This window comes from Marinomonas balearica, assembly GCF_004362145.1.
GTDB classification, from domain to species: Bacteria; Pseudomonadota; Gammaproteobacteria; order Pseudomonadales; family Marinomonadaceae; genus Marinomonas; species Marinomonas balearica.
In genome coordinates this window covers 141,915-161,958 of the sequence record NZ_SNXC01000011.1, presented here as the reverse complement: position 1 = coordinate 161,958, position 20,044 = coordinate 141,915, and the positions used below count along the sequence as shown (strand labels likewise).

General features: G+C 44.7%; 17 protein-coding genes. All 17 read right to left on the bottom strand.

The window, feature by feature from the left end; all coding sequences use genetic code 11:
- Positions 1-15: 15 nt before the first annotated feature.
- Genes DFP79_RS08180 through DFP79_RS08100 form a run of 17 tightly spaced genes read right to left on the bottom strand, consistent with a single transcriptional unit; the run spans position 16 to position 19,992 of the window.
- The gene (locus DFP79_RS08180) at positions 16-738 is read right to left on the bottom strand and encodes a substrate-binding periplasmic protein (protein ID WP_133503445.1); all 723 of its coding nucleotides are present in this window, start codon (positions 736-738) and stop codon (positions 16-18) included.
- Between the two features lie 10 nt (positions 739-748).
- Entirely contained in the window at positions 749-3,370 is a 2,622-nt protein-coding gene (gene tssH, locus DFP79_RS08175) for a type VI secretion system ATPase TssH (RefSeq protein WP_133503444.1), read from the bottom strand.
- Positions 3,370-4,359 carry a type VI secretion system baseplate subunit TssG gene (locus DFP79_RS08170; protein WP_133503443.1) on the bottom strand — a complete coding sequence of 330 codons (990 nt, stop codon included), beginning with the start codon at positions 4,357-4,359 and terminating at the stop codon, positions 3,370-3,372. The genes tssH and DFP79_RS08170 overlap by 1 nt, the downstream gene beginning before the upstream one ends.
- The gene (tssF, locus tag DFP79_RS08165) at positions 4,350-6,149 is read right to left on the bottom strand and encodes a type VI secretion system baseplate subunit TssF (RefSeq protein WP_133503442.1); all 1,800 of its coding nucleotides are present in this window, start codon (positions 6,147-6,149) and stop codon (positions 4,350-4,352) included. Before tssF ends, DFP79_RS08170 begins: the two co-directional genes overlap by 10 nt.
- Positions 6,142-6,561 carry a type VI secretion system baseplate subunit TssE gene (gene tssE, locus DFP79_RS08160; protein WP_133503441.1) on the bottom strand — a complete coding sequence of 140 codons (420 nt, stop codon included), beginning with the start codon at positions 6,559-6,561 and terminating at the stop codon, positions 6,142-6,144. The genes tssF and tssE overlap by 8 nt, the downstream gene beginning before the upstream one ends.
- Positions 6,558-7,985 carry a type VI secretion system contractile sheath large subunit gene (locus DFP79_RS08155; RefSeq protein ID WP_166637677.1) on the bottom strand — a complete coding sequence of 476 codons (1,428 nt, stop codon included), beginning with the start codon at positions 7,983-7,985 and terminating at the stop codon, positions 6,558-6,560. The genes tssE and DFP79_RS08155 overlap by 4 nt, the downstream gene beginning before the upstream one ends.
- A gap of 37 nt (positions 7,986-8,022) precedes the next feature.
- Positions 8,023-9,501: a type VI secretion system contractile sheath large subunit gene (gene tssC / locus DFP79_RS08150; protein WP_133503438.1), complete on the bottom strand. Its 1,479-nt coding sequence runs from the start codon at positions 9,499-9,501 to the stop codon at positions 8,023-8,025.
- A 2-nt stretch (positions 9,502-9,503) separates the two neighbouring features.
- Positions 9,504-10,001, bottom strand: a complete 498-nt coding sequence (tssB, locus tag DFP79_RS08145; RefSeq protein ID WP_013659961.1) for a type VI secretion system contractile sheath small subunit — start codon at positions 9,999-10,001, stop codon at positions 9,504-9,506.
- Between the two features lie 23 nt (positions 10,002-10,024).
- A complete protein-coding gene (locus DFP79_RS08140) occupies positions 10,025-10,549 on the bottom strand; it encodes a type VI secretion system tube protein Hcp (protein WP_133503437.1) in 525 nt (174 codons plus the stop codon).
- Between the two features lie 59 nt (positions 10,550-10,608).
- Complete coding sequence (locus DFP79_RS08135; RefSeq protein ID WP_133503436.1) at positions 10,609-11,991, bottom strand: type VI secretion system protein TssA; 1,383 nt, start codon at positions 11,989-11,991, stop codon at positions 10,609-10,611.
- Between the two features lie 26 nt (positions 11,992-12,017).
- Positions 12,018-13,103: a hypothetical protein gene (locus tag DFP79_RS08130; protein ID WP_133503435.1), complete on the bottom strand. Its 1,086-nt coding sequence runs from the start codon at positions 13,101-13,103 to the stop codon at positions 12,018-12,020.
- A 25-nt stretch (positions 13,104-13,128) separates the two neighbouring features.
- A complete protein-coding gene (locus DFP79_RS08125) occupies positions 13,129-13,428 on the bottom strand; it encodes a PAAR domain-containing protein (RefSeq protein ID WP_133503434.1) in 300 nt (99 codons plus the stop codon).
- Positions 13,429-13,440: 12 nt separating this feature from the next.
- Positions 13,441-14,010: a DUF6931 family protein gene (locus DFP79_RS08120; protein WP_243730232.1), complete on the bottom strand. Its 570-nt coding sequence runs from the start codon at positions 14,008-14,010 to the stop codon at positions 13,441-13,443.
- A gap of 2 nt (positions 14,011-14,012) precedes the next feature.
- Entirely contained in the window at positions 14,013-16,076 is a 2,064-nt protein-coding gene (locus DFP79_RS08115; protein ID WP_133503432.1) for a type VI secretion system Vgr family protein, read from the bottom strand.
- The gene (locus DFP79_RS08110) at positions 16,077-17,096 is read right to left on the bottom strand and encodes an ABC transporter substrate-binding protein (protein ID WP_133503431.1); all 1,020 of its coding nucleotides are present in this window, start codon (positions 17,094-17,096) and stop codon (positions 16,077-16,079) included.
- On the bottom strand, positions 17,093-19,207 hold the full coding sequence (locus DFP79_RS08105) for an MFS transporter (RefSeq protein ID WP_133503430.1): 2,115 nt from the start codon (positions 19,205-19,207) through the stop codon (positions 17,093-17,095). Before DFP79_RS08105 ends, DFP79_RS08110 begins: the two co-directional genes overlap by 4 nt.
- Entirely contained in the window at positions 19,204-19,992 is a 789-nt protein-coding gene (locus tag DFP79_RS08100) for a hypothetical protein (RefSeq protein WP_133503429.1), read from the bottom strand. The genes DFP79_RS08105 and DFP79_RS08100 overlap by 4 nt, the downstream gene beginning before the upstream one ends.
- Positions 19,993-20,044: the final 52 nt, after the last annotated feature.

The window sequence follows — 20,044 nt, the reverse complement described above, 5'->3', positions numbered from 1 at the left end:
TACTTAGCTCAAAACCTACAAGCACTTCTCTAAAGACGCATTAAAACGTTCTAAAAAATTAGGCGTCTCAGATAAAAAATTCTTTGAAAAGTGCATCATAAGATCTTGCTTCTTCAGTCTTACTTTTTTGAAGTAATCTAAAGGAATACCGGCTTTTTTTAATGAATCTTCAAATACCAATTCGTATTCGTATGCCACGTCTAAATCCCCCTGCCAAAGCATTTGTAACAATGCGTCTGCATCGCGAGGTTTCTTGATGACATTGTACCCTTGTCTCTTTAGAAACAACCATTTACTGGTATTGAATTTTGCACCATAGCGCAAATTGTATTTCGAGGTTTCGTCGTCTAAGTCTTGAGTAACACTGGGCGCAATAAACCATGCAAGGTACTCAGACACCACGGGCGACGATGGCGTTGCGTACGTCGCTCGTTGACTGTTTGTTGAGCCAGAAAAGAACCCATCCATGTGCCCTGTTTCGACCATTAGTTGCGCTTTATCCCAACGCATCACATGGATTTCATAAGGTCGACCCATTTTCTGCATCGTACATTTAACACGATCGACAGCAACGCCGCCAATCGTGCCATTTTGATCAACGGTCTGGTAAGGAGTCCAAATTTGCGTCGCTAGCTTCACTCTGTCTTGGGCAACAGTAAAGCCACAAACAAGGAGAAGCAGAGCCGCACATGCGGCTCGCTCTAACGTTACTTTGACAGAATGTTTGCAAACTAACACAAGTACCTCATTATTCTATGTGAAGTGACAAATCGGCGGTCATCGGCGCGATGGTCACAGACACTTTTTCGATCGGCAGCCCTTCACTCAATCGCTGAATACACTGTTCTGCTAATCTAGGCATGAGCGAACGGTTTATTATTTGCTCGATAGCACGCCCACCCGTAGTCGGGTCTGTATTACGCGAAACAACGAACTCGATAAATGCTTCGTCCCAGGTGAATTCCGCTTTGTATTTTTCGTTTAGTTTCTTAGCAATTCGGTTCAAACTGATTTCCGTTATTTTACCGAGTTCTTCTGCATTTAATGGATAGTAAGGCACGATTGTCGCTCGTCCAAGAAATGCGGGTTTAAAGTATTGCTGAAGCGCTGGACGAATTTCTTCAACAAGCTCTTCATTATCAGGGCGCTCATCTGCCGCATCACAAATATCACAGATTGCTTGATCAGCCGCGTTTGATGTCATCACTATAATGGTATTTTTAAAGTCAACGGTACGACCTTCGCTGTCTTTAATATGGCCTTTATCAAAAATTTGATAAAACAAATCATGCACACCCGGATGGGCTTTTTCCATTTCGTCCAACAATAAGACAGAATATGGATTACGACGAATTGCTTCCGTTAATACGCCACCTTCACCAAACCCGACATATCCGGCGGGCGATCCCAATAACATAGAGATTTTATGCTCTTCTTTAAACTCAGTCATGTTGATAACCGTCAAGTTATCCCCACCGCCAAACACTTCATCAGCAAGAGCCATGGCAGTTTCGGTTTTACCCACACCACTTGGGCCACACATTAAGAAAACACCAACCGGTTTTCGACTGTCCGTTAAGCCAGCACGAGAAATGCGGATGCTCTTAGCAAGTTCACTGATACCCGCTTTTTGTCCAATAACACGCTTATGCAAAGCATCTTCAAGAGACAATAGCTCTGCAACCTCACCTTTCACCATGTTGCCTGCAGGAATCCCTGTCCAACTTTCAATGACTGAGGCAATGACTTGGCTATCAACCAATGCAAACACGAGTGGATCGTCGCCTTGTAGTGTGGACAAGTCATCCATTTTCGTTTGAAGAGCGGCCTGTTTGCTCGCATCCGCACCGTCTTTGAGGTTCGATTCAATGTCTTCGCTTAATGCAGTGATCTCATCAACAAGCGTTTTTTCCTTTTCCCAGCGCGTCATCAACAACGCAAGCGCCGCTTCTTTTTCCGAAATACTGTCACGCAAAGCATCGCGATCTTCTGCTTGATCTGTCAAGACGGCATCTTCAACTTCAAATGCCGCCAGTTCGCTGTTTAAATAGCGAATTTGTTGTTCTAGCTGCTCTACTTTTTCAGGTTTTGCGCCTTGAGTTAGCGCGATTCGAGCGCATGAGGTGTCCAAAAGGCTAATCGCTTTATCTGGCAATTGACGAGCTGGAAGATAACGAATAGATAAGTGTACCGCCGCTTCGAGCGCATCTTCACGTATAAAAACACCGTGGTGTTTTCGTAATGATGCAGCAACACCGCGTAGCATTTGCAACGCATCTTCAGCATCAGGCTCTTCAACTTTAACCACTTGAAAACGACGGGTTAATGCAGGATCTTTCTCAAAATACTTTTTGTATTCAGCCCACGTTGTTGCAGCAATGGAGCGGAACTCTCCGCGCGCTAGTGCTGGTTTTAATAAGTTTGCCGCATCGTTTTGACCCGCAGCGCCCCCTGCGCCAATCAGCGTATGCGCTTCGTCTATAAACACGATTATTGGCGTTTCGGAGCTCTTCACTTCGTTGATAACGTCCTTAAGACGGTTCTCAAACTCTCCTTTAATGCTAGCGCCCGCTTGGAGAAGACCAAGATCAAGTGAATGAATTTCTACACCTTGAATGACAGGAGGCACTTCACCTTCGACAATTCGAAGCGCCAAGCCTTCTACTACCGCTGTTTTACCAACCCCAGGCTCACCCACTAATATTGGATTATTTTGTCGCTTACGGCACAAAATATCGATCGCTAAGCGAACTTCACTGTTTCGACCTGAGATTGGGTCAATTTTGCCATCACGCGCTTGTTGAGTAAGGTTGACTGTGTATTTGTCTAACGCACCGCCTGCAACAGGTGCCACTGAAGCGCCTTCCGTGCTTCCAGCCGCCGCTGACGAAGTACTCGAAACACCTGCTACTTTAAGTTGAGCAGTGTGTGCAGACAATGCCTCGGTGGACACGTTCTGAAGCGATTCTAAAGCAAGTTTCTTCATACCGAAGGTGTCAGCTTGAATCAGAGCTTGAAGCAAATGCAAACTCGTAATTTGACCATGACCGTAATTAACAGAAGCGATGAGCCACGCTTCTTCCATCGCTTCACTAACGGCTGCACTGATTGTAGGTTGGCCTGTAGCCCCTTTGGCAAGGCGTTCAACGCGTGCAGTAAGCTCAGTTAATAAACCGTTTAGATCAATTTTCTGTCGTTGGAAAAAAGCATTCAGATTGGGTTCTTTATTTGCAATCAGTTGAATAAACCAGTGCTCGACTTCTATCGCAGGCACGGTTTGTTTCATTGCTGATCCCGCCGCTTCTTCAAGTGCGTTTTTTAGTTCAGGTTCTAATTTCCCGACAAGATTCCCTAACTTTACCTGTGACATTAGCCATTCTCCGATTGTAATAGTATTTTGCGATATTCGGCTACACGACGCTCCGGTGCGAGACAATTAGTCTCTCCCAAACGGAACGAGTGATGACCCGACGAAAAAACGCCAGACGATAAGACAGGCGCATCGATGTATTCTCGTTTTACATATAAATAGATTTTGGTAGTGACGCTTTCTCTCAAATAAGAGAGCGCCAATGTCTGTAAAGACTTAGAAAAGTGTCGGTTATTTAATAACCCTAAATATTCTTTTCTAGAACGAGGCGTAATGCACACCTCTAATGTTTTATAAGCTTGAGCCCCATTTTTACCCAGCAGTACACCATGACCCAACTTGTTATTTTGCCCTAATTGAGCGCCTATTCTGGTTTGAAAAGCGGGGTTAATTCGATACAACTTCGAAGCGATTGCCTGTGGCCTGATATCCAGAGAAAAGTAGTCGCATAACAAACGCTTTAAACCCGATAAACTGCGGCTTTTATTTGCTAAGGCCAAGCCGTAGCGGATCAAACTTGGATCTTTGCCTTCTTGTTTTTGGCGTGGCAATGAAAACAAATGGGTCAACGCACTTTGTTGTGTTAAACGATTTAGTGCTCGCCCCATAGCAACCTCGCGCTCTTCTCTAAGCAAGAGGCTAGCGGAACTCTCAACGAATGCGAGCAACTCAAAGTAACGCTGATTAAACACATCTAAAAAACGTTGTAGAGCCTCATCATCTTGATGCAAGCTGTTTAATAGCTCGGCATACAGATAGTCGGGGATAACCCCTTTACAACCCGAAAGCGCCTCAAGCCCTAGCTTGATATTTAGATCTTTTCCGTTTTGCTCTATCGACGTAATATCGGTCGGAGCGCCGTGAGGCATCGGATCAGATTGAAGACGAAGCGTCATCCCTTTACTGTCCGTTAGCGTCGTTAATATCCGAACAGCCTGAGCAAAGTTAAACTTATGTGGGTGCTCCAAAAGTCTCGTTGTCACAGACATAACTGACTCCCGTGACATTTTTCAAACTCGACACCTGGAACATCGCTTCCGAACCGCTCCACATTGACCTGCATAAAACGGTCAAAGCTACAATATTGCTGATAAAAACCATTTAGAACATTACTAACAACCGCAAAATCCGCCCCTAACAGTTCATCATCAATCAACACCGTTACTTGTGTGCCCGACGCAAAAATGCTCTGTCGATCTATGGTGATTGGTGCAACCAAATGCTTATAGCGAACATCTTTTATGGAATCAGCAACCTTGCACTGAACGCTATGAGTACTCAAACGCAACACATCTTGTAACGCTCTCGTCGGGTCATCAGCCTGAGTCAGACTGGAGAAGTTTGCATTCAACATCGCAATAAATCGCCAACCAAGCTGGTTGTCGAGTGCAGGGTATTGGGGCGCTGTTGGTGTACGGACGTTTTTTAGCTCTCCAGGAATATCCACCGCGGCATACGACTCAGCGTGTGAGTAACTTGGCACTAAACACGGTAAACGGCCATTACAAACATTGAGAGACATAGACAATACAACCGCATCCTGAGTTGTAACCTCTGAGCCATAGCTAACGGATAAATCCATCAGCCTACGGCCTTTCTCATCCCAAAACTGGCGAACTTGCCACTTGGGTGCTCGATCATCGAACCAATAACCGCCTTCATATATTGGACTAAGAGGCACTTCTCCAGTTGGTAACACTTCGCTGACTTTCTCAACCGACACCACGGTTAATTCATTATTGGACTGCGAATCAGCCACAACCGGAATGGACAGTTTAGTAAAGTCATAACGAACAGGTTCGCCACGCTGCGGGTATAGATTCACCGCTGGGGCAGTGTTCAATAGAAACACCTGTTGATTGAACAGCCGCAGATACTCCACTGGCAATTGCTGCACAAAGAAATTCAACGTCACGGTATTCGAATGGAATCGCGACAACTCCTCACACAGGTTTTCTAATCTGATGTATGCGGCTTTGTCTGGGTAGGCAAAATATTCTCGTAATAGATCGAAACCGATTTGATGATTTCCGTGATCAGGAAGCCAACTAAACTGCGGATCAGCTGCGCGTGATACCAAACGCGCTGGATCAATATCAACTTGATTTCCGTTTCCATCGAACAAAGATATCGCTTCTGTGTTCAGAAGCAGCAAATCAATTAGCCCCCGGGAACTGCTTTCAAACCCTCGAACATAAAAATCAAAATGCCCGCTCTTTTGTTTAGATGCTGATGCCAACCCCAATTGAGAAAAAAGTACACTGGGATCACTGCAATTGAGCGTCACTTGAACAACAGATTCTGCTCGTCGTACCGTTTTAGGAGTAGGAAAATTAAAAGGCGCAGATTCCGCCTGAATATCTTTGATGACGAAAGGTTCAATAATCAAATCATCTACGAGCGTAAAAAGACATTCTGCCTCTTTAACCATAAGTGCGGATTCTGACCCTTTTGGTAACACGACACGTTCCGTAATGGGATCATCGCCAAGTGTTACTGTTAGCGGGGTATAACTTGGAACGATTTGTAGATAGCCCGGGTACAAAACATTAAACAAATCTTGTAAAACATCCGGTAATTGCTCGTCTAGACGTTTTTCCGTCTTCGCGGTAAGCAAAGCCATTGCATCAATCAAACGGCCAATATTTGGATCTTCTTGTCCCGTTTGGTTAAGTCGCATTGAAGCGGCATGATCTGGGAATTCATTACCGAATGAATCCAATGCGCGCCGTACATAAGCGAGCTCTCGTTCGAAATAACTTAGGAGCTGATCAGACAACTTCCTGCCCCTCCATATTGGCGACCTGATTTGAAAGACTGATGTTCGAGTCAAATAAGAAGACATGGCTACCAGCACCGGTGTCTACTTTTGCCATCAAAGAGAAACTCATAATATTTTTGGTAGGGTCGCTTTCTTCTATGAACACACTGACATCAGTAAGGCGAGGTTCAAACGTTCGAATCCACTTCTCAAGTGAACGCGCAAACTGATCGTGATTAATTTGACTGCTTATACTATGGGCACTGTCGAGGCCAAAACTGAAATTAGACGCAGCGACCTCCGAAAAACCTTCAGGTAAAAAACGCATTGGCGCTTCAGAGTTAAGCAATGAGGTAAGCTGATAACGAATCGATTCTAACAATGAATCATTGCTAGCACCTTTGTCGATGAAGGTTCCCCAGAAGCTCATGCTCGGCCTCCAATATGTCCATATCCAGAGGTTTCTGAACCCAAATCTGTGGACAAGAGCACCTCACCACATACATTATCAAACTGATACTGAGGCTGAACTAAAACATCACAAGTATAACGCCCTTGCTGCCCTTCGATTTCTTTTACCTCTACTCGGCCTCTGCTCAATGGATATTTTGCCAAGGTTGCTTCATCAGCATTAAAAAGATTACTAGAGTACCGATCCAGCCAGTTATTTAAAAAGTTTTCACACTCTTCTGCGGTCTGGAAATTACCAATCATGCCACGAATTTGAACCTTCAAATAATGGGCGATACGACAAATCATAAGTGTGGTTTGGATCTGCCCCATTACCGCTTCAGCGTCGTCTTTAGAATGATTCCAAATTGAATTATTTCCACGGAAAAAGTACTTATCTGTGGTCAAACTGTGGCAAAGAGGAATGAACCCCTGATCGGAATAAAAGTTACCCATATCCGTAATGATACGAATGTCCGGACACGGTGATAGGGTTGCAAACGACCCCATGCCATTCGGCGGTACATTCACTAATGCACCGTAATACTTGTCTTGCCACCGAGATTTCATAAAGCCAAACCAGTTAATACGGTTAAACTCCCGCATCGCAATCGAGGCAAACAGAAATGCTGAGTTCCCCCAAAGACCCGGTTTATACTCCTCATCTTCGGTAAACATAATTCCAGAAAACGGCTGAGGCGCGTACTCCGTTCTCATTTTTACCTTAGGCAAAGTAACGCCGAGAAAACGAGATACCGACTGCTTCCTTAAATGCTGCCACGCAACAAAATCAGGCCCTTCTAGAATTTTTTTGACACGACGTGTATCTGATGCCCAATCAGCCCCTTCTTCACCAAAAAAGTCGTCTGCGGGCGATAAAATAAAAGGGCAAAGACACAAATCACCAAGGTTAGCCAATAACTCTGCCGTGTATAGGTCGTCGAAATCACTGTCTAAATCGGTGGATAATGCATGATCGACTACGATCATGCCAAACGGCTGACCTCCGGGCGTATTTAGCTCTTTGTTACCAATCAAGTTGTATAAATAAGAGCGACGTATCGTCAGCGCATTATTGAGCTCATACGAAAGGTCATGCCAAGATAAATCTAAAATCTTAACTCGGTTTTTTTGGTCGCTAACGGGCAAAGATGTCAACGCTTCGACACCTCGCCACGCAGCTTCCAATTGTTTAAATTCAGGGTGATGAAGCAGCTTTGACACTTGCGACGAAACGCGCGTATCGATCTCGGCAATCAGCCGAGACACGGCCGCAAATAGCGTGTCGCGATTCAGCAAAATCTGTGGATCCAGCTTAACCAAAAGCAGCAATGCCTTTTCTAAAAAGCCTTGCTCTTTGGTATCGAGATCACACAAATCTGATTGCAACTGCAAGCTCAGCATACTCTCACCCATCTTTAAACATCCAGCTAATACACTATTAACCAGGAATCTTCGTTACCATACGAACAGAAGTTGTCAATTCTTCCATTTGTAGCCATGGGCGAAGATGTGCAACAGCCGAGTATGCACCTGGGCGACCAGGTTGCTCTACAACTTGGATTTGCGACTCACACAATGGTGTCTTAGAACGTTCGGAATTACCTACCGCACCTGAATTCGTATATTGATCAATCCAAGTTTGTAGATCTTTCTGAATGTCATTCGCTTCCAAGTTAGAACCTAACATGTCACGACCCATTACTTTCAAATAATGAGCAATACGGCTGCTTGCCATGATGTACGGTAAACGCGCAGAAATCGCAGCATTACCAGTTGCATCTGGGTCTGCAAACACTTTTGGTTTTTGAGTTGTCTGGCTGCCGATGAAAACGCCATAGTTCGTATTCTTGTAATGTACTAAAGGCATGAATCCAAGATCACTAAGCTCTTTCTCACGCTCATCAGTCAAGTTCACCTCAACTGGACATTGCTGTTGCAGGTCACCCGCTAAAGACTTGTAAGTTAGGTTAGGAAGGTTTTCAACCTTACCGCCGTTTTCAAGGCCACGGATTGCAGTACACCAACCGTAAGCAGTAAACGCTTGGTTCATCTTAAGACCTAGATCATAAGCAGCGTTTGACCAAACTAACTCAGAGTTGTCTTTCGGTTTTGGATTACCGTCGGAATCAACAGCAAGCTCTTCGTAATCAAATGCCTCTGTGCCCAAGCCTTTCGCGCCGTATGGCAAGCGAGAAAGTGTTTGAGGAAGTGTAAGCACTACATAACGAGAATCATCGCTTTCTCTAAATGCATTCCATGAAGCGTATGCTGGGGAATCAAAACCCGCCGCAACAGGTTTGCCTTCATCAAATGTTTCGAACGAATCGAATTCAAACATTTGTGGGTTGGCAGCAGCGACAAAAGGCGCGTGACTCGCAGCAGCGGTTTCACCCATGTAACGCAACAAAGCAACATCTTCATCTTGATGAGAGAAAGTGTAATCTCCAATCAATGCTCCGTAAGGCTCACCACCTGCGGTGCCGAACTCTTTTTGGTACAAAGCATCAAACAAAGGACTGCGATCAACAGCAGGCGCATCTTCAAATTGCTCAAGCAACTCATCTTTGCTGAAATCTACCAGTTTGATTTTCAGCGTTCTGCCTGTTTCACTTTCTTTAACAAGCTTGTTTAGACCGCGCCAAGAACCTTCTAAACTCTGGAACTCATCTTGCTGCATGATCGCTGAAAGTTGCTTCGACATTTGCTTGTCGATTTCTGCAATCGCATTTTCGATCGTCTTGGTTACGTTCTTATCCCAAGTAACCGTACCGTCTAACGCTTGCTCTGCTAAAACTGAAAACAGTTCTTTAGTCGTGTCAGCAGGAGTTTGAGTCGTCGCAGCAATCGCACGATCCAACAGACTTGCGGAACCCGCTTCTGCCTCAGCACCTGTTTGATTTTCTAATTCTGCACTCATGTTTATTCTCCTTTCTCGATGCCAAGCTCGCTAGACAATGCGTTGATTTGGTCCGCGCTTTGCAGCACTTCTTTCAAAAGCTTCTCAAGATCGCGTGAGCGGTCTGCCTTAGAAAGCAGTGTCTTTAGTTGCTGACGAGTCTCTGCCAGTTTCTTCAAAGGGTCCACTTGTTCGATCAAAGAGTCTGGTTCAAAATCTTTCATTGAAGAGAAAGACAATGCCGCCTCAAACTGGCTGCCATCATCCGATAAAGTATTATCAACTTTTAATTTAAGTTCCGGTCCAACTCGGTTAAGAACCGTATCAAAATTGTCTTTATCGATCTGATAGAAGGTACGATCCTCCAACTCTTCACGATCTTCTTTGTGTGCAGAAAAATCCCCTATAACACCCATAACAAATGGCAGTTCTTTGTTTTCAACTGCGCCATTTGTTTCTACATCATAAGTGATGCTTACACGGTTTTTACTGACACGTTTATGCTGCGAATTTAAGGCCACGTTGCTTCTCCTCGCTATCTAGTTTATTTCGCTTTTGACTCAAGCTTACCTGTAGTACAGTCGAACTTAACGGTATCGCCTTTTTCGATTTTGCCGCCGTCGCCTTCCTGATAGTAAACTTTCGTTAAAGTAGTGTAGGTCAAAGTCAAATCTTCTGATGGTAGGTTGCCGTCAGAACCTGCAATGTTGTAACTTGCGATACGTGCTTTTTCTAGTGTAAGAACTAGATAAGGATCCGCACCTGAACCGTCACGTGAAGGTTTAGTCAATAGGATTTCTACTGTTTTACCTTCTGCGCCTGGAGCAAATAGAAAGGTTGTCAAATGTGGAGATGCGCCATCGGAAAGACGAGACACACCGATCGCATCCAAAGACACCATGCCTTTGTCAGCGTTGTTTGCATTACCTACATCAACACTCACACCACGGTTTGCGCCCCAGTGCATAGTATCGATTGCAAAAAAGCCTTTTTTACCACCGATCTCGCCTATTGTTGCAGCACCTTTGATGTCGTTTAATCCATCAATTCGCATGTAGATAGAAGCCATGATATTACCCCTTTACTTTAGTTAATATGTCGTTAAATGACTTTTGCACGTTAAAATAACTACCATTCAATTGCAGACAGACCGCTGCTCGTGCCGCTGTCTGTCGATGTTGAATTCTCTTCTTTTTTCTCTTCCACTGGCATCGTCGGTATAGAAGGTTCTGCCGGTTTCGATGCTGTCGCTACTGCACTTGGTGCCGCAGCTGTTGCATGTGAAACGGCGCCGACTGTCGACATAGCCGTAGGTTTGATATTGGATTCGTGCTCGGCACTTTCCAAACCTGCAAGTTGTTCAATACGCTGGTGCACAGATCCGTTGTCTCCGACCAATTCGGCAAGCAATTCGGGCAAAGACATCCCTCCCCACCTGATCGCGCGCTTAAGCAATAAATAAATTGGGCTGTGCGGCTCTGTTTCTAAAAAGTAATCCGCGATACTTTGCAATTGCGATAACGCCTGTTCTCTGGATGCAACCGCACCCGCGCTGGAAAATGCCGCTACAGGTACGCCCATTGGCGCGCCATTTTGTGCTACAGGTTGCGCTGCACCAGTGGATAGATCGGCCACTGACATTGGCATTTCATCAGTTGCTTGTATCGTGTTCGTTTCCGGTACAGGCACTTCTTCCGGCTCAGGATCCAAAGGCCAACGTGCAAATTGATCGCCGACCATGTATTTAATTGCATTGAGTAGACGCTCAATAGAATCCTTTACAAAGCGGAAGCTGATAGATTGAGCGCCAACCGCGAAACACTTTTCAGACAGCGTTTTCTCAAGCTTAATGAGCGCTTCCATCGCTTCACCTAATGCAAGAATGCGTTCTTCTACTACTGAACGTTCATCTGCCATTGCGGCGACAGCGGCTTCTTTTAAGAGATTTAGTCCGCCTGATTTCTCCGCCTTAAAAAATACGCCGTAGTCGGTTTCTCCTACTAGCGGCAACATTTGCAATGGCATATATAGAAGGCCACTTTCTGCTGTGTCGCCTACCAATTGCAACAACGGCTTAACTCGAAACTCTGCAATTTCTTTTGCCTGAGCCTCGTCAGTTTCCCCTTTACGCTTTTTTTCAGGCAACGTAGGCTGTAACGTATCCCAATTAGACTCAACGACCTTTTCAAATGCCGTTAATGCGCCTGCTAACCCGTTAAATGGATCGTTTGAGAACAATTGTGAAACGGTAAACCATGAAAACATCTCTACGTCTTTTGACGTTTCTTTGAGACATTTTTTACATTCGTCGGCTAAGTTTCCCCAGTTCTCCGAGTTTGCGTTTACAGCTTCTGCATCTTCTACGGCATCTGGGGTTTCTACTAACTGTCGAAACGATGACTGCGCCATATTGAACGCATTGCGATACCCACGGTACAAAGTGCGATTATCTTTAAGATATTCACCGCTAGGTTGATCGTCGGATATAGGATGTATTAAATCGTCAAACATTACAGTTCCTCGAAGAAACAGAGCATCTAGTTAGCATGAATGTTAGCAGCCGTTCCCGTCACACCTGGCTTAGCCTGACAAGCCGTAAAGTGGCTCCATACAAAACTAGATAATCGTGAAATCGCCCAAGCTTGTGCTGGTCCCGAGTCTTGCTGCTCAGCCTTTTTCGCATTGTACGGACCACATTTGATCGTCAATGGTTTAGCACTATTCACATAGTCATAAGGGTTTGCAGGAGAAGAAGGGGCAGGAGCTGCAGCCGCTGCCGGACTCGATGAATTAGCAGAACCGCTATTATCATCGTCTGCGCCTTTTTTCACATCCTGAGCCATTTTCAAGTTCTTCTGGAGCATTTTAGAAAGGATGTTCGTCGCTAGCATTATTTCTTGATCACCCTGCGCTAAACTGCGACATTGGGTAATCGCCGTTCTTAATTTATTGCCTGTTTTGCCTGTGATCTTAGTTGGTACAACAATCGTGCATGCCACATCACTCGGTAAAAAAACATTCTTTCCCTCTTTTTCTGCAAGTCGAGATAAATTGTAAAACGCATGACCATATGCTTTGCCACGGGACATTTGGCTAACGTTCAACTGTAACTCTACGATGTGAGGGATATCGTGACCTTTATACTTAATCATGACCTTAAGGAAGAATTTGATATCTTTATACTCGTCTTCTATTCCCTTCGCCCAAAGGTCTTTAACCGCAGGACTCTGCTTTGACTTGAGCGACGAGTATTCTTCGCAATGGTAGATGTAATCACGAAACGCCAGCATTTGAGCCACTGTCGTAAAGACAATCGTTGCTCGGGCAATGTCTTTAACTTCAAATGGAGACTTCATGCCCGATTTGTCATTGGCAGGATTAGCTAAATCAATACCGCACTTTTCCGCTACTCGTTGCTTCGTTTTTAGAGGTGCCCGCTTATAAGCAATCGCTTTACCTTGTTCGTTTTTAACGTTATTGCTCAACTTTCGCATAAACTCTTGCAACTTCGCGTTTGCCAAAGCGGCTTGCTCCAAAAGCTCATCAATTTGCCCACGAGGATCAGTTGGTGGGGTTAAAGTGGTTTGTGAGACTATTTCTCCACGGGTGTATTTAATTGGCATCTTTGTTTACCTCTAATCTACTTTATTATCCACCGATCTGTACCGTTGGCGCCCCAATGACAATGGATCCACCGTGTGCAGTCGTATCTCCCATTCGCGCAGCAGGCATTTTACTCACCAATACCGTCGCACTTCCCTTAATAATGCTGTCTGGAGGACCTACGCAGACACACATATCTCCCATTTTTGCCGCAGGCATTTTGCATATCAGTACCGTCGGCGCACCGGGGCTTACTATTGGCCCTCCAACATGTGGAATCGGCGGTACCGCAGGTGTCTGCATTGGACATGTATGCATATCTGTCAAACGTGCTGCACAAGGCATTTTGTTCCCCTATTAACCTTCAACTGTTCCCGTTCCGCCGTTCGCCAAATCCATTGCAGAGCGAAAAACGTCTTTATAAAACAACTTATAGCCGTCCCATTCAGGCAGCGCAGCGGCGGTGTTGACCGCTCCTCCTACTGCTTTTGCATACAAAAATTCGGCAGGCATAACAATCGGGTTATCAATTGGAGCGATACTGCCCGATCCGCTCCAAAAAACCGCCATACCAAGCCACTTTGAAGCGCTTTCATTCGGAAGTTTTTCAATCAAAACTTCAATTTGTCTTCTGAGCGGTTCTGTAGGGTTTTTCACCCATGCAAGAGATGCATCAAGCACTTGTTTTTCAAGTGGTTTCAATACCTCTGTTCGCTTGCTAACGCCAATACACGCCCACCAAATAGACTCTCGCATTGGCAATGCATGTGCCCAAAAATTGGCGAGATCAATATTGGCTTCCAACTTAAGAAGATGCGTAACCAACTGCTCAGGCGACAACGCTGGATCGACCGTTTCAACCACGTCATCAGACAGTTCAAAGTGTTTGAGTATGGGCGCAACTGCTTGAAAAGGAACTTTCTTCATCACTAGTTCACCATCACTACGCCGCCTTTTACGGTCGTCATTCCACTTGCCGATATTTCTGCCGTTGCGTTGCCTTTCACTGTTGCTCCAACATCGCCTTGCATCGTACAGTTCAGCCCTTTGATCGTGACACCTGTCGAGCCTTTTGCACTTAAACTTGTGCCAGCCTGTAGAGACATTGACGTTCCGCCTTTTGCACTAAAGGAGCCATCAGACTTGATCGAAACAGAAGTGCCTGATTGACTCAAACTACCTCCATCAACAGACACTTTAGAGCTGCCTGAAATTTCGACCGTTCCACTCGAAATTTCTATTTTGCTACTGGTCATCACGATCTCACTGCTGCCCACCTTTAACGTGATTTTGCTGTCACCTTCTAAGGTAATCTCTTTACCACTTTCCGTGATTTTTTCAGTCGCTGTTAACGTGTAGTTCTTTTCAGTTTTTACACTAACATCTTCTTTTGCAGTGAGACTGTGCGTTTTCTCTACGGTTTGCTTTATGTTCTTTGTCACCGCTAGCGACATTTCACCGCCCACTGTTTCAGTGTGGTCGTTAACAATGTCACTCGTGAGGTCTTTAGCGGCGTGCATATAAATCGATTCGTTGTCTTTTTTATCATCAAATCGAAGTTCGTTAGACTCACCGACCAATTTGGTTTTTACACCGCTCTGGGTTGTGTTGGCAGTAGGGTATGGAGGTTTGTTTGTGTTGTTGTAAACACTCGACACAATGACAGGCTGATCAGGGTTACCGTTAATAAAACTGACAAGCACTTCTTGCCCAGCGCGCGGTAAAAACTGCATTCCATAACTCCCTCCCGCCATTCCTTGAGCGACCCTTACCCAACAACTGGTTTTATCGCCAGTTTCCGGATCCCAATGAAACTTAATTCGAACTCGACCCAACGCATCATTTGCAGGCTCGCCATCCTTACTTCCCGCAACAATTGCTGACTGAAGTCCGTGAACCACGGGTTTTTCCTGCATTACTGGATAACTTTGCTGATCTTCGGGTATACAGATTAAGGAATTATTAACTTGGATCCCTGAATTTCCGCTTTCTTTAAACTCAGTATGAATCTTTGATACGAGATAATTTCCTTTATCGCTGCTATTTGGGTGCGCATTGAGTTTTAAATAGTGACCTACACACAAGTCAGCAGACTCGGTCTCAGCTAACACTTTGTGATAGTCTGAATCCAGTTGCCCACGCTGTATATCAGCAATTGAAGAAGCAAGATCCGTATACGCCCCTGTTTTACTGGCGGATGGGTAGAAATACTCAGTCAACTTGGTATTGCCCGATATTGAGTATTTAGACTTTTTAGCTTTACTGGTAACCAGCTTAGCTTGATTATAATCGTAAGCCGTTAGCTCAACAGAAGCACTGTGAAATGCGTGCTCTCGTTGCCATTTATTTAGAACTTCGTAGTCACCAGTAGGCGCGGCAGCATAATCAAGTGTTGCCAAATCGTCTTTAGCGAACGGTTTAGAACCATCCTGAAGATATAAGGTGCTTGCTTTGCTGTCTTTACCAAAGTAAAAATGAACACCTTCTTCGGCTAACAATCGAACGACAAAATCAAAGTCAGATTCATTAAATTGAACGCAGTATTCTCGCTTCGTTGAGGGCATACTTTTAACACTGTAATCCCCCTTAAAGCCAAGATCATCGAAAATAGAGGTAACAATCGTTTGCGTAGTTTGCTCTTGAAACACTCGGCATTGGCGTGAATGTTTGAGTAGAAAGAGCCAAGGCTTGACCGTCAGTTGAATCGTATAATATGTAGAATCAATGCGTTGTGATTGCGCTTGAGCTTTAACCACATAGCCTTTGAATTGACGAGTACTGGAACGACTGCTTCCGACTACGTTGAACACATCGCATGAAATGTCTTCGCCAATCCAATCAGATGGTGCTGATGTGGTGACCAATACATCGACAACCCATTCATACTCATCGCTAAGCGCTTCCTCAACGATAAGGTTTGTTGCAACAAACTCAGTGTTACCTGAATCCTTTACAACTAGGTAGCTGCCAGCGGGATCAACTAATTCGTTCATTTACTTACTCGCATCCTTGCCATCAATATTGACCAGATCAGCAAACCTGAGCAACTGAATAGGGGGGTAAAGCGACATTTGTCGCGCAACTGCCATGTTGATAGACATAGAATAACTGCTTAATTCAGCAATTGGCAGCTCCCCGGGAACCGCACCATCAAACAGGATTTTACCTGCTTGGTTGGCTGCCAGCTGTCCAACTAAGTAGTATTTATTCGATACTGATATCAATGCCGAAGAGCCTGTCACCATTGAATCATAAGCACTTGCAACGGGCAGCCCATACTTTATCGCCGCCTTTGTAAACTCATCGCTGTTGGTTTGGTTGTATGAGCTGGATCCCACATAAATAACATCTGCGCCTCTCTCAGCGAGCTGAGCCATTTTGGCATCAAACTGATTCGGCAGCGGTTTACCCGATTCGTCTAGATCATACACTTGTGTTACAACTTCGAAGTTCATTTCCTTTGACAGAGCTTCCAGCTTTTGTGTATTTAAGACAGAGTTCAGCTCTCCAGACGAATACAACACTCCTACTTTATCGACAGGAAAGTACTCTCGCATTGCTTTAATTTGAACATCTTCGCCCACACGGTTACGAATGCCCGCTACCGTTGGTCTGCCACTGGTGTTATGAGATTCAATAATATCGGCACCAAGAGGGTCTGCAACAATCATAAACATGACTGGAATATCGCCTAGCTTTGTTGCTGTACCGTATTCTTTTCGAGTACCAATTATTGCTTTACTAACGCTGGTTCCCCACGTAACCACCAGATCAGGGGAAAGCGTTTTGGCTTCTTCTAAAAAGCCCGCCAGCTTTGATCGATCACGGTTAGCATTTCGAACAATTATGTCTACAGGCTGGCCTTTCAAGTAATCGTGAAAGCCTTGGCATGCCTCTTCACACCCTCGCCAAACGGTCATAAAGACAGTCTTTTTATTGTCTCCATTCTCAGCCGCAAAAGCATTGGAAACCAAGACGAGCATCAACGTAAACATTACACCTATGAATTTCATGCTGACGCCTCCTCTGTATCGTTCGATGAAGTTGAGCGCAGAAAAATCAGCGTGCATATACCTGCCGCGATGATGCCGACACCAACAAAAGCCATAGCCTGACCGAAGTCATAAAACGAAAGCAGGAATGCAACAATAATAGGCCCTAGTACACTGCCGATACGTTCAGATGTTCTCAAAATACCCAGCACCTCAGTACGACCTACTTCAGGCGTGCTTTCTGATGCTTCGAGTGCACATGCAATAAGTGGTGCTTTAAGAATCGAGTGCGCGATACCCATTAAGGTTACTGCCAGCAATATTTTGAACAGCGACGCTTCGCCATAAAGGGAGATTAAAATAGCACCCGACAGGATCGTACCAAGCACCACCAGCTCGCGCATTTTTTTCGTTTTGTCTGCAATACCTGAGGCAATGGGACTGATCGGAATGATAATCAAGGAATAGATCATCATAATTCGACCGATTTCAGACTGACTTGCATCAAGCGACACCAAATAGAGCGGAACCATGAAGTACAAGAAACCAGTCAATACAATTTTTGCAGGGATCGCACAGCAAACAACCACTGCAACGAACCGCACATTTCGAGCGAGGTATTTAAGACCACCTTTTTGACCGGCTGCTTTTTTCGGACCGCTAACACCGCCTTGAAACATGCGCCACGCCAGAACCCCAGCAAAACAAGCCAAAACAGCAGATACCAAGAAAACAGGCTGATAACCAACGCGATCGGCAATGATCGCCCCCAACGCCGTACCACACATGGTTGCTGTCATGAGCACACCGACAAAAATCGCCATGCCTTTTGCTCTATTTTCAGGTGTCACAACGGCCGCAATATAACTTTGACAACTAATAGTGATCACTGCATATCCGAGTGCTGTGATGCCCCTAGAAATAACAATATCGACACTGTCATTTGCAAAGGCACACCCTAAATATCCAGCAACAGCAGGAATAAGACCAAGCAAAAACAACGGCTTCTGGCCCCATCGGTCAACCCATTTTGCTGCAAAAGGAGTACATACAGCGATGACGAACATAAACACCGAAATTGGAAGACCTAGCATGACATCTTCCGACACCCAAGAATTCGGCTCGTAGAATTCAGCAACAAACAGCGGCATAAAGGACTTTTGCAGCTCTTCGGCAAACGAAAAAACAAACAAAGGAATGCGAGCATCGACGATATCGCCTCGTTTCATTCCTAAGCTATTCTGCAGTTTAAATTTCTCAGCAATGTTTCGAAGGTTATCCATCGCCTTATGTTGCTCAGTGGAAAATCGATTCATCAATCGACTAAAGCGCCCCTGAAGTTCTTTAGAATCCTCATTTAGCCGCTCTGCAAAGTGACCAATTGCACCTTGAGCGGGGGCTTTGTCATTAACTGAAAAGTCACCTGCAATTTGCCGTTTAAGAATGGATTCAGATTCTTCAAGAGGCCCTGATATGTAAAACATAACAACGACCATCACGACTTCAAAGCAGACAAGAAGAACCGCTACAAGTACGATAGCAATATCGAAAAAGATGTCGGTGAGTTGAGATTGAACGTAATTTGAACTTAACCCCACATAAACAGCGCTATCAGAAAGCCCTTCTTTTTCTAAATTCAGTCGATAAATATCATCTTGTTTTTGCTCACCGCTTTTCAAAAAAGACGGTAGGAGCATAGGAAGCTCATTGGCTACGGCCGTTAGACGCTCACCGAATGATGCATTTAAATAACGAGCCGAGTTTTGTTCGAAAACTGAGTTATCAACATTACCTAACGAAGGCACTTCTCCAACGGAATACAAAACCGTTTTTTTGCTCGTAACAGCAATAAAAGTCAGCTCAGGGTACTTGGAGATGGTGTCTTCTAAATAGCTATCCATACCGCGAATTTGATCAAAAGGAACACCGGCAGTTACCGCAAGACCCACGTCTTCGTGAACGCTTTGAGCAATGGCGTTCGCTTTTTTCAACAATTCCGGTTTAACCGCAAAGTTAAACTCAACCAACGTATAAACAGCGCTGAGAATGGACGCAAGAAAGGCACTAATAACCGTGATCAAAATAAGGCGACTGTTAATCAGGCTCGCCATGCTTTTCATCTTATTATTCATCGTTTTATCTCACCTTCTTTCGCCAAGCTATTGATGCGTTCGAGCTCGTCTGAGACATACGACTTCATCTTTTCGCTTTGCTTAATCTGTTCAGCAATGTTGTGAGACATGGATCCATGTGCCGCGCCGTCAAGCGCTTTCTTTTCACCTGACGAATACCCATGAATCAATTTAATGACATTAGCTACGTCGGCAAAACCAAAACGAATGATCAAAAACACAACAAGAGAAAATACAAGGAAGATTAAAATAGTCGCTTCCAAAAGGTGTAAACGGACTAAGGCATACATGCCATAAAGAGCCGATTTATCGTATTCAATGACAACACTGCCCGCTAAGGAGCCAAAGCTGTTCGTAATCTGCAACCCACTGTACAGTTCAGAGTCATTACTGAACGTCCACTTAGCTTCATTCGATTTAAGCGCTCGTCTGATGACATCCTGAGAAACAGGGACATACTCACCTTCGTCTGCACGTGATTGATACACAAGGCCACCTTGCTGATCAATCAGTGAAATAGACAAAACATTAGACTCTCGATGCCTTGCTCTATCAATTTGCTCTTTTACGTTATCCGCAGATTGAAACGAAATTCCCAATCGCTCAGCACGCTTGATGGACGTTTCTAAGGAGGCGGAAATCACCTCAAGTTTCGAAGAAACCACACTCGACATTAAACTGTCGAATTTCATGTAATTCATTAAATAGAGAAGACTCAAAACCGAGAGTAAGATCAACCATACAGTGATCACCAACCTCAAATGAACTTCAAAGAAAGTCCTCATAACCGCTCAACCCCTGGGTAATATCATGAATAAGGCATATTCATAATACGAA

Excerpts from the sequence above, each read along its gene's own strand:
- tssH (WP_133503444.1), bottom strand. The coding sequence starts at position 3,370 with ATGTCACAGGTAAAGTTAGGGAATCTTGTCGGGAAATTAGAACCTGAA.
- DFP79_RS08170 (WP_133503443.1), bottom strand. The coding sequence starts at position 4,359 with ATGTCTGTGACAACGAGACTTTTGGAGCACCCACATAAGTTTAACTTT.
- tssE (WP_133503441.1), bottom strand. The coding sequence starts at position 6,561 with ATGAGCTTCTGGGGAACCTTCATCGACAAAGGTGCTAGCAATGATTCA.
- DFP79_RS08155 (WP_166637677.1), bottom strand. The coding sequence starts at position 7,985 with ATGCTGAGCTTGCAGTTGCAATCAGATTTGTGTGATCTCGATACCAAA.
- tssC (WP_133503438.1), bottom strand. The coding sequence starts at position 9,501 with ATGAGTGCAGAATTAGAAAATCAAACAGGTGCTGAGGCAGAAGCGGGT.
- DFP79_RS08140 (WP_133503437.1), bottom strand. The coding sequence starts at position 10,549 with ATGGCTTCTATCTACATGCGAATTGATGGATTAAACGACATCAAAGGT.
- DFP79_RS08135 (WP_133503436.1), bottom strand. The coding sequence starts at position 11,991 with ATGTTTGACGATTTAATACATCCTATATCCGACGATCAACCTAGCGGT.
- DFP79_RS08130 (WP_133503435.1), bottom strand. The coding sequence starts at position 13,103 with ATGCCAATTAAATACACCCGTGGAGAAATAGTCTCACAAACCACTTTA.
- DFP79_RS08125 (WP_133503434.1), bottom strand. The coding sequence starts at position 13,428 with ATGCCTTGTGCAGCACGTTTGACAGATATGCATACATGTCCAATGCAG.
- DFP79_RS08120 (WP_243730232.1), bottom strand. The coding sequence starts at position 14,010 with ATGAAGAAAGTTCCTTTTCAAGCAGTTGCGCCCATACTCAAACACTTT.
- DFP79_RS08115 (WP_133503432.1), bottom strand. The coding sequence starts at position 16,076 with ATGAACGAATTAGTTGATCCCGCTGGCAGCTACCTAGTTGTAAAGGAT.
- DFP79_RS08110 (WP_133503431.1), bottom strand. The coding sequence starts at position 17,096 with ATGAAATTCATAGGTGTAATGTTTACGTTGATGCTCGTCTTGGTTTCC.
- DFP79_RS08105 (WP_133503430.1), bottom strand. The coding sequence starts at position 19,207 with ATGAATAATAAGATGAAAAGCATGGCGAGCCTGATTAACAGTCGCCTT.
- DFP79_RS08100 (WP_133503429.1), bottom strand. The coding sequence starts at position 19,992 with ATGAGGACTTTCTTTGAAGTTCATTTGAGGTTGGTGATCACTGTATGG.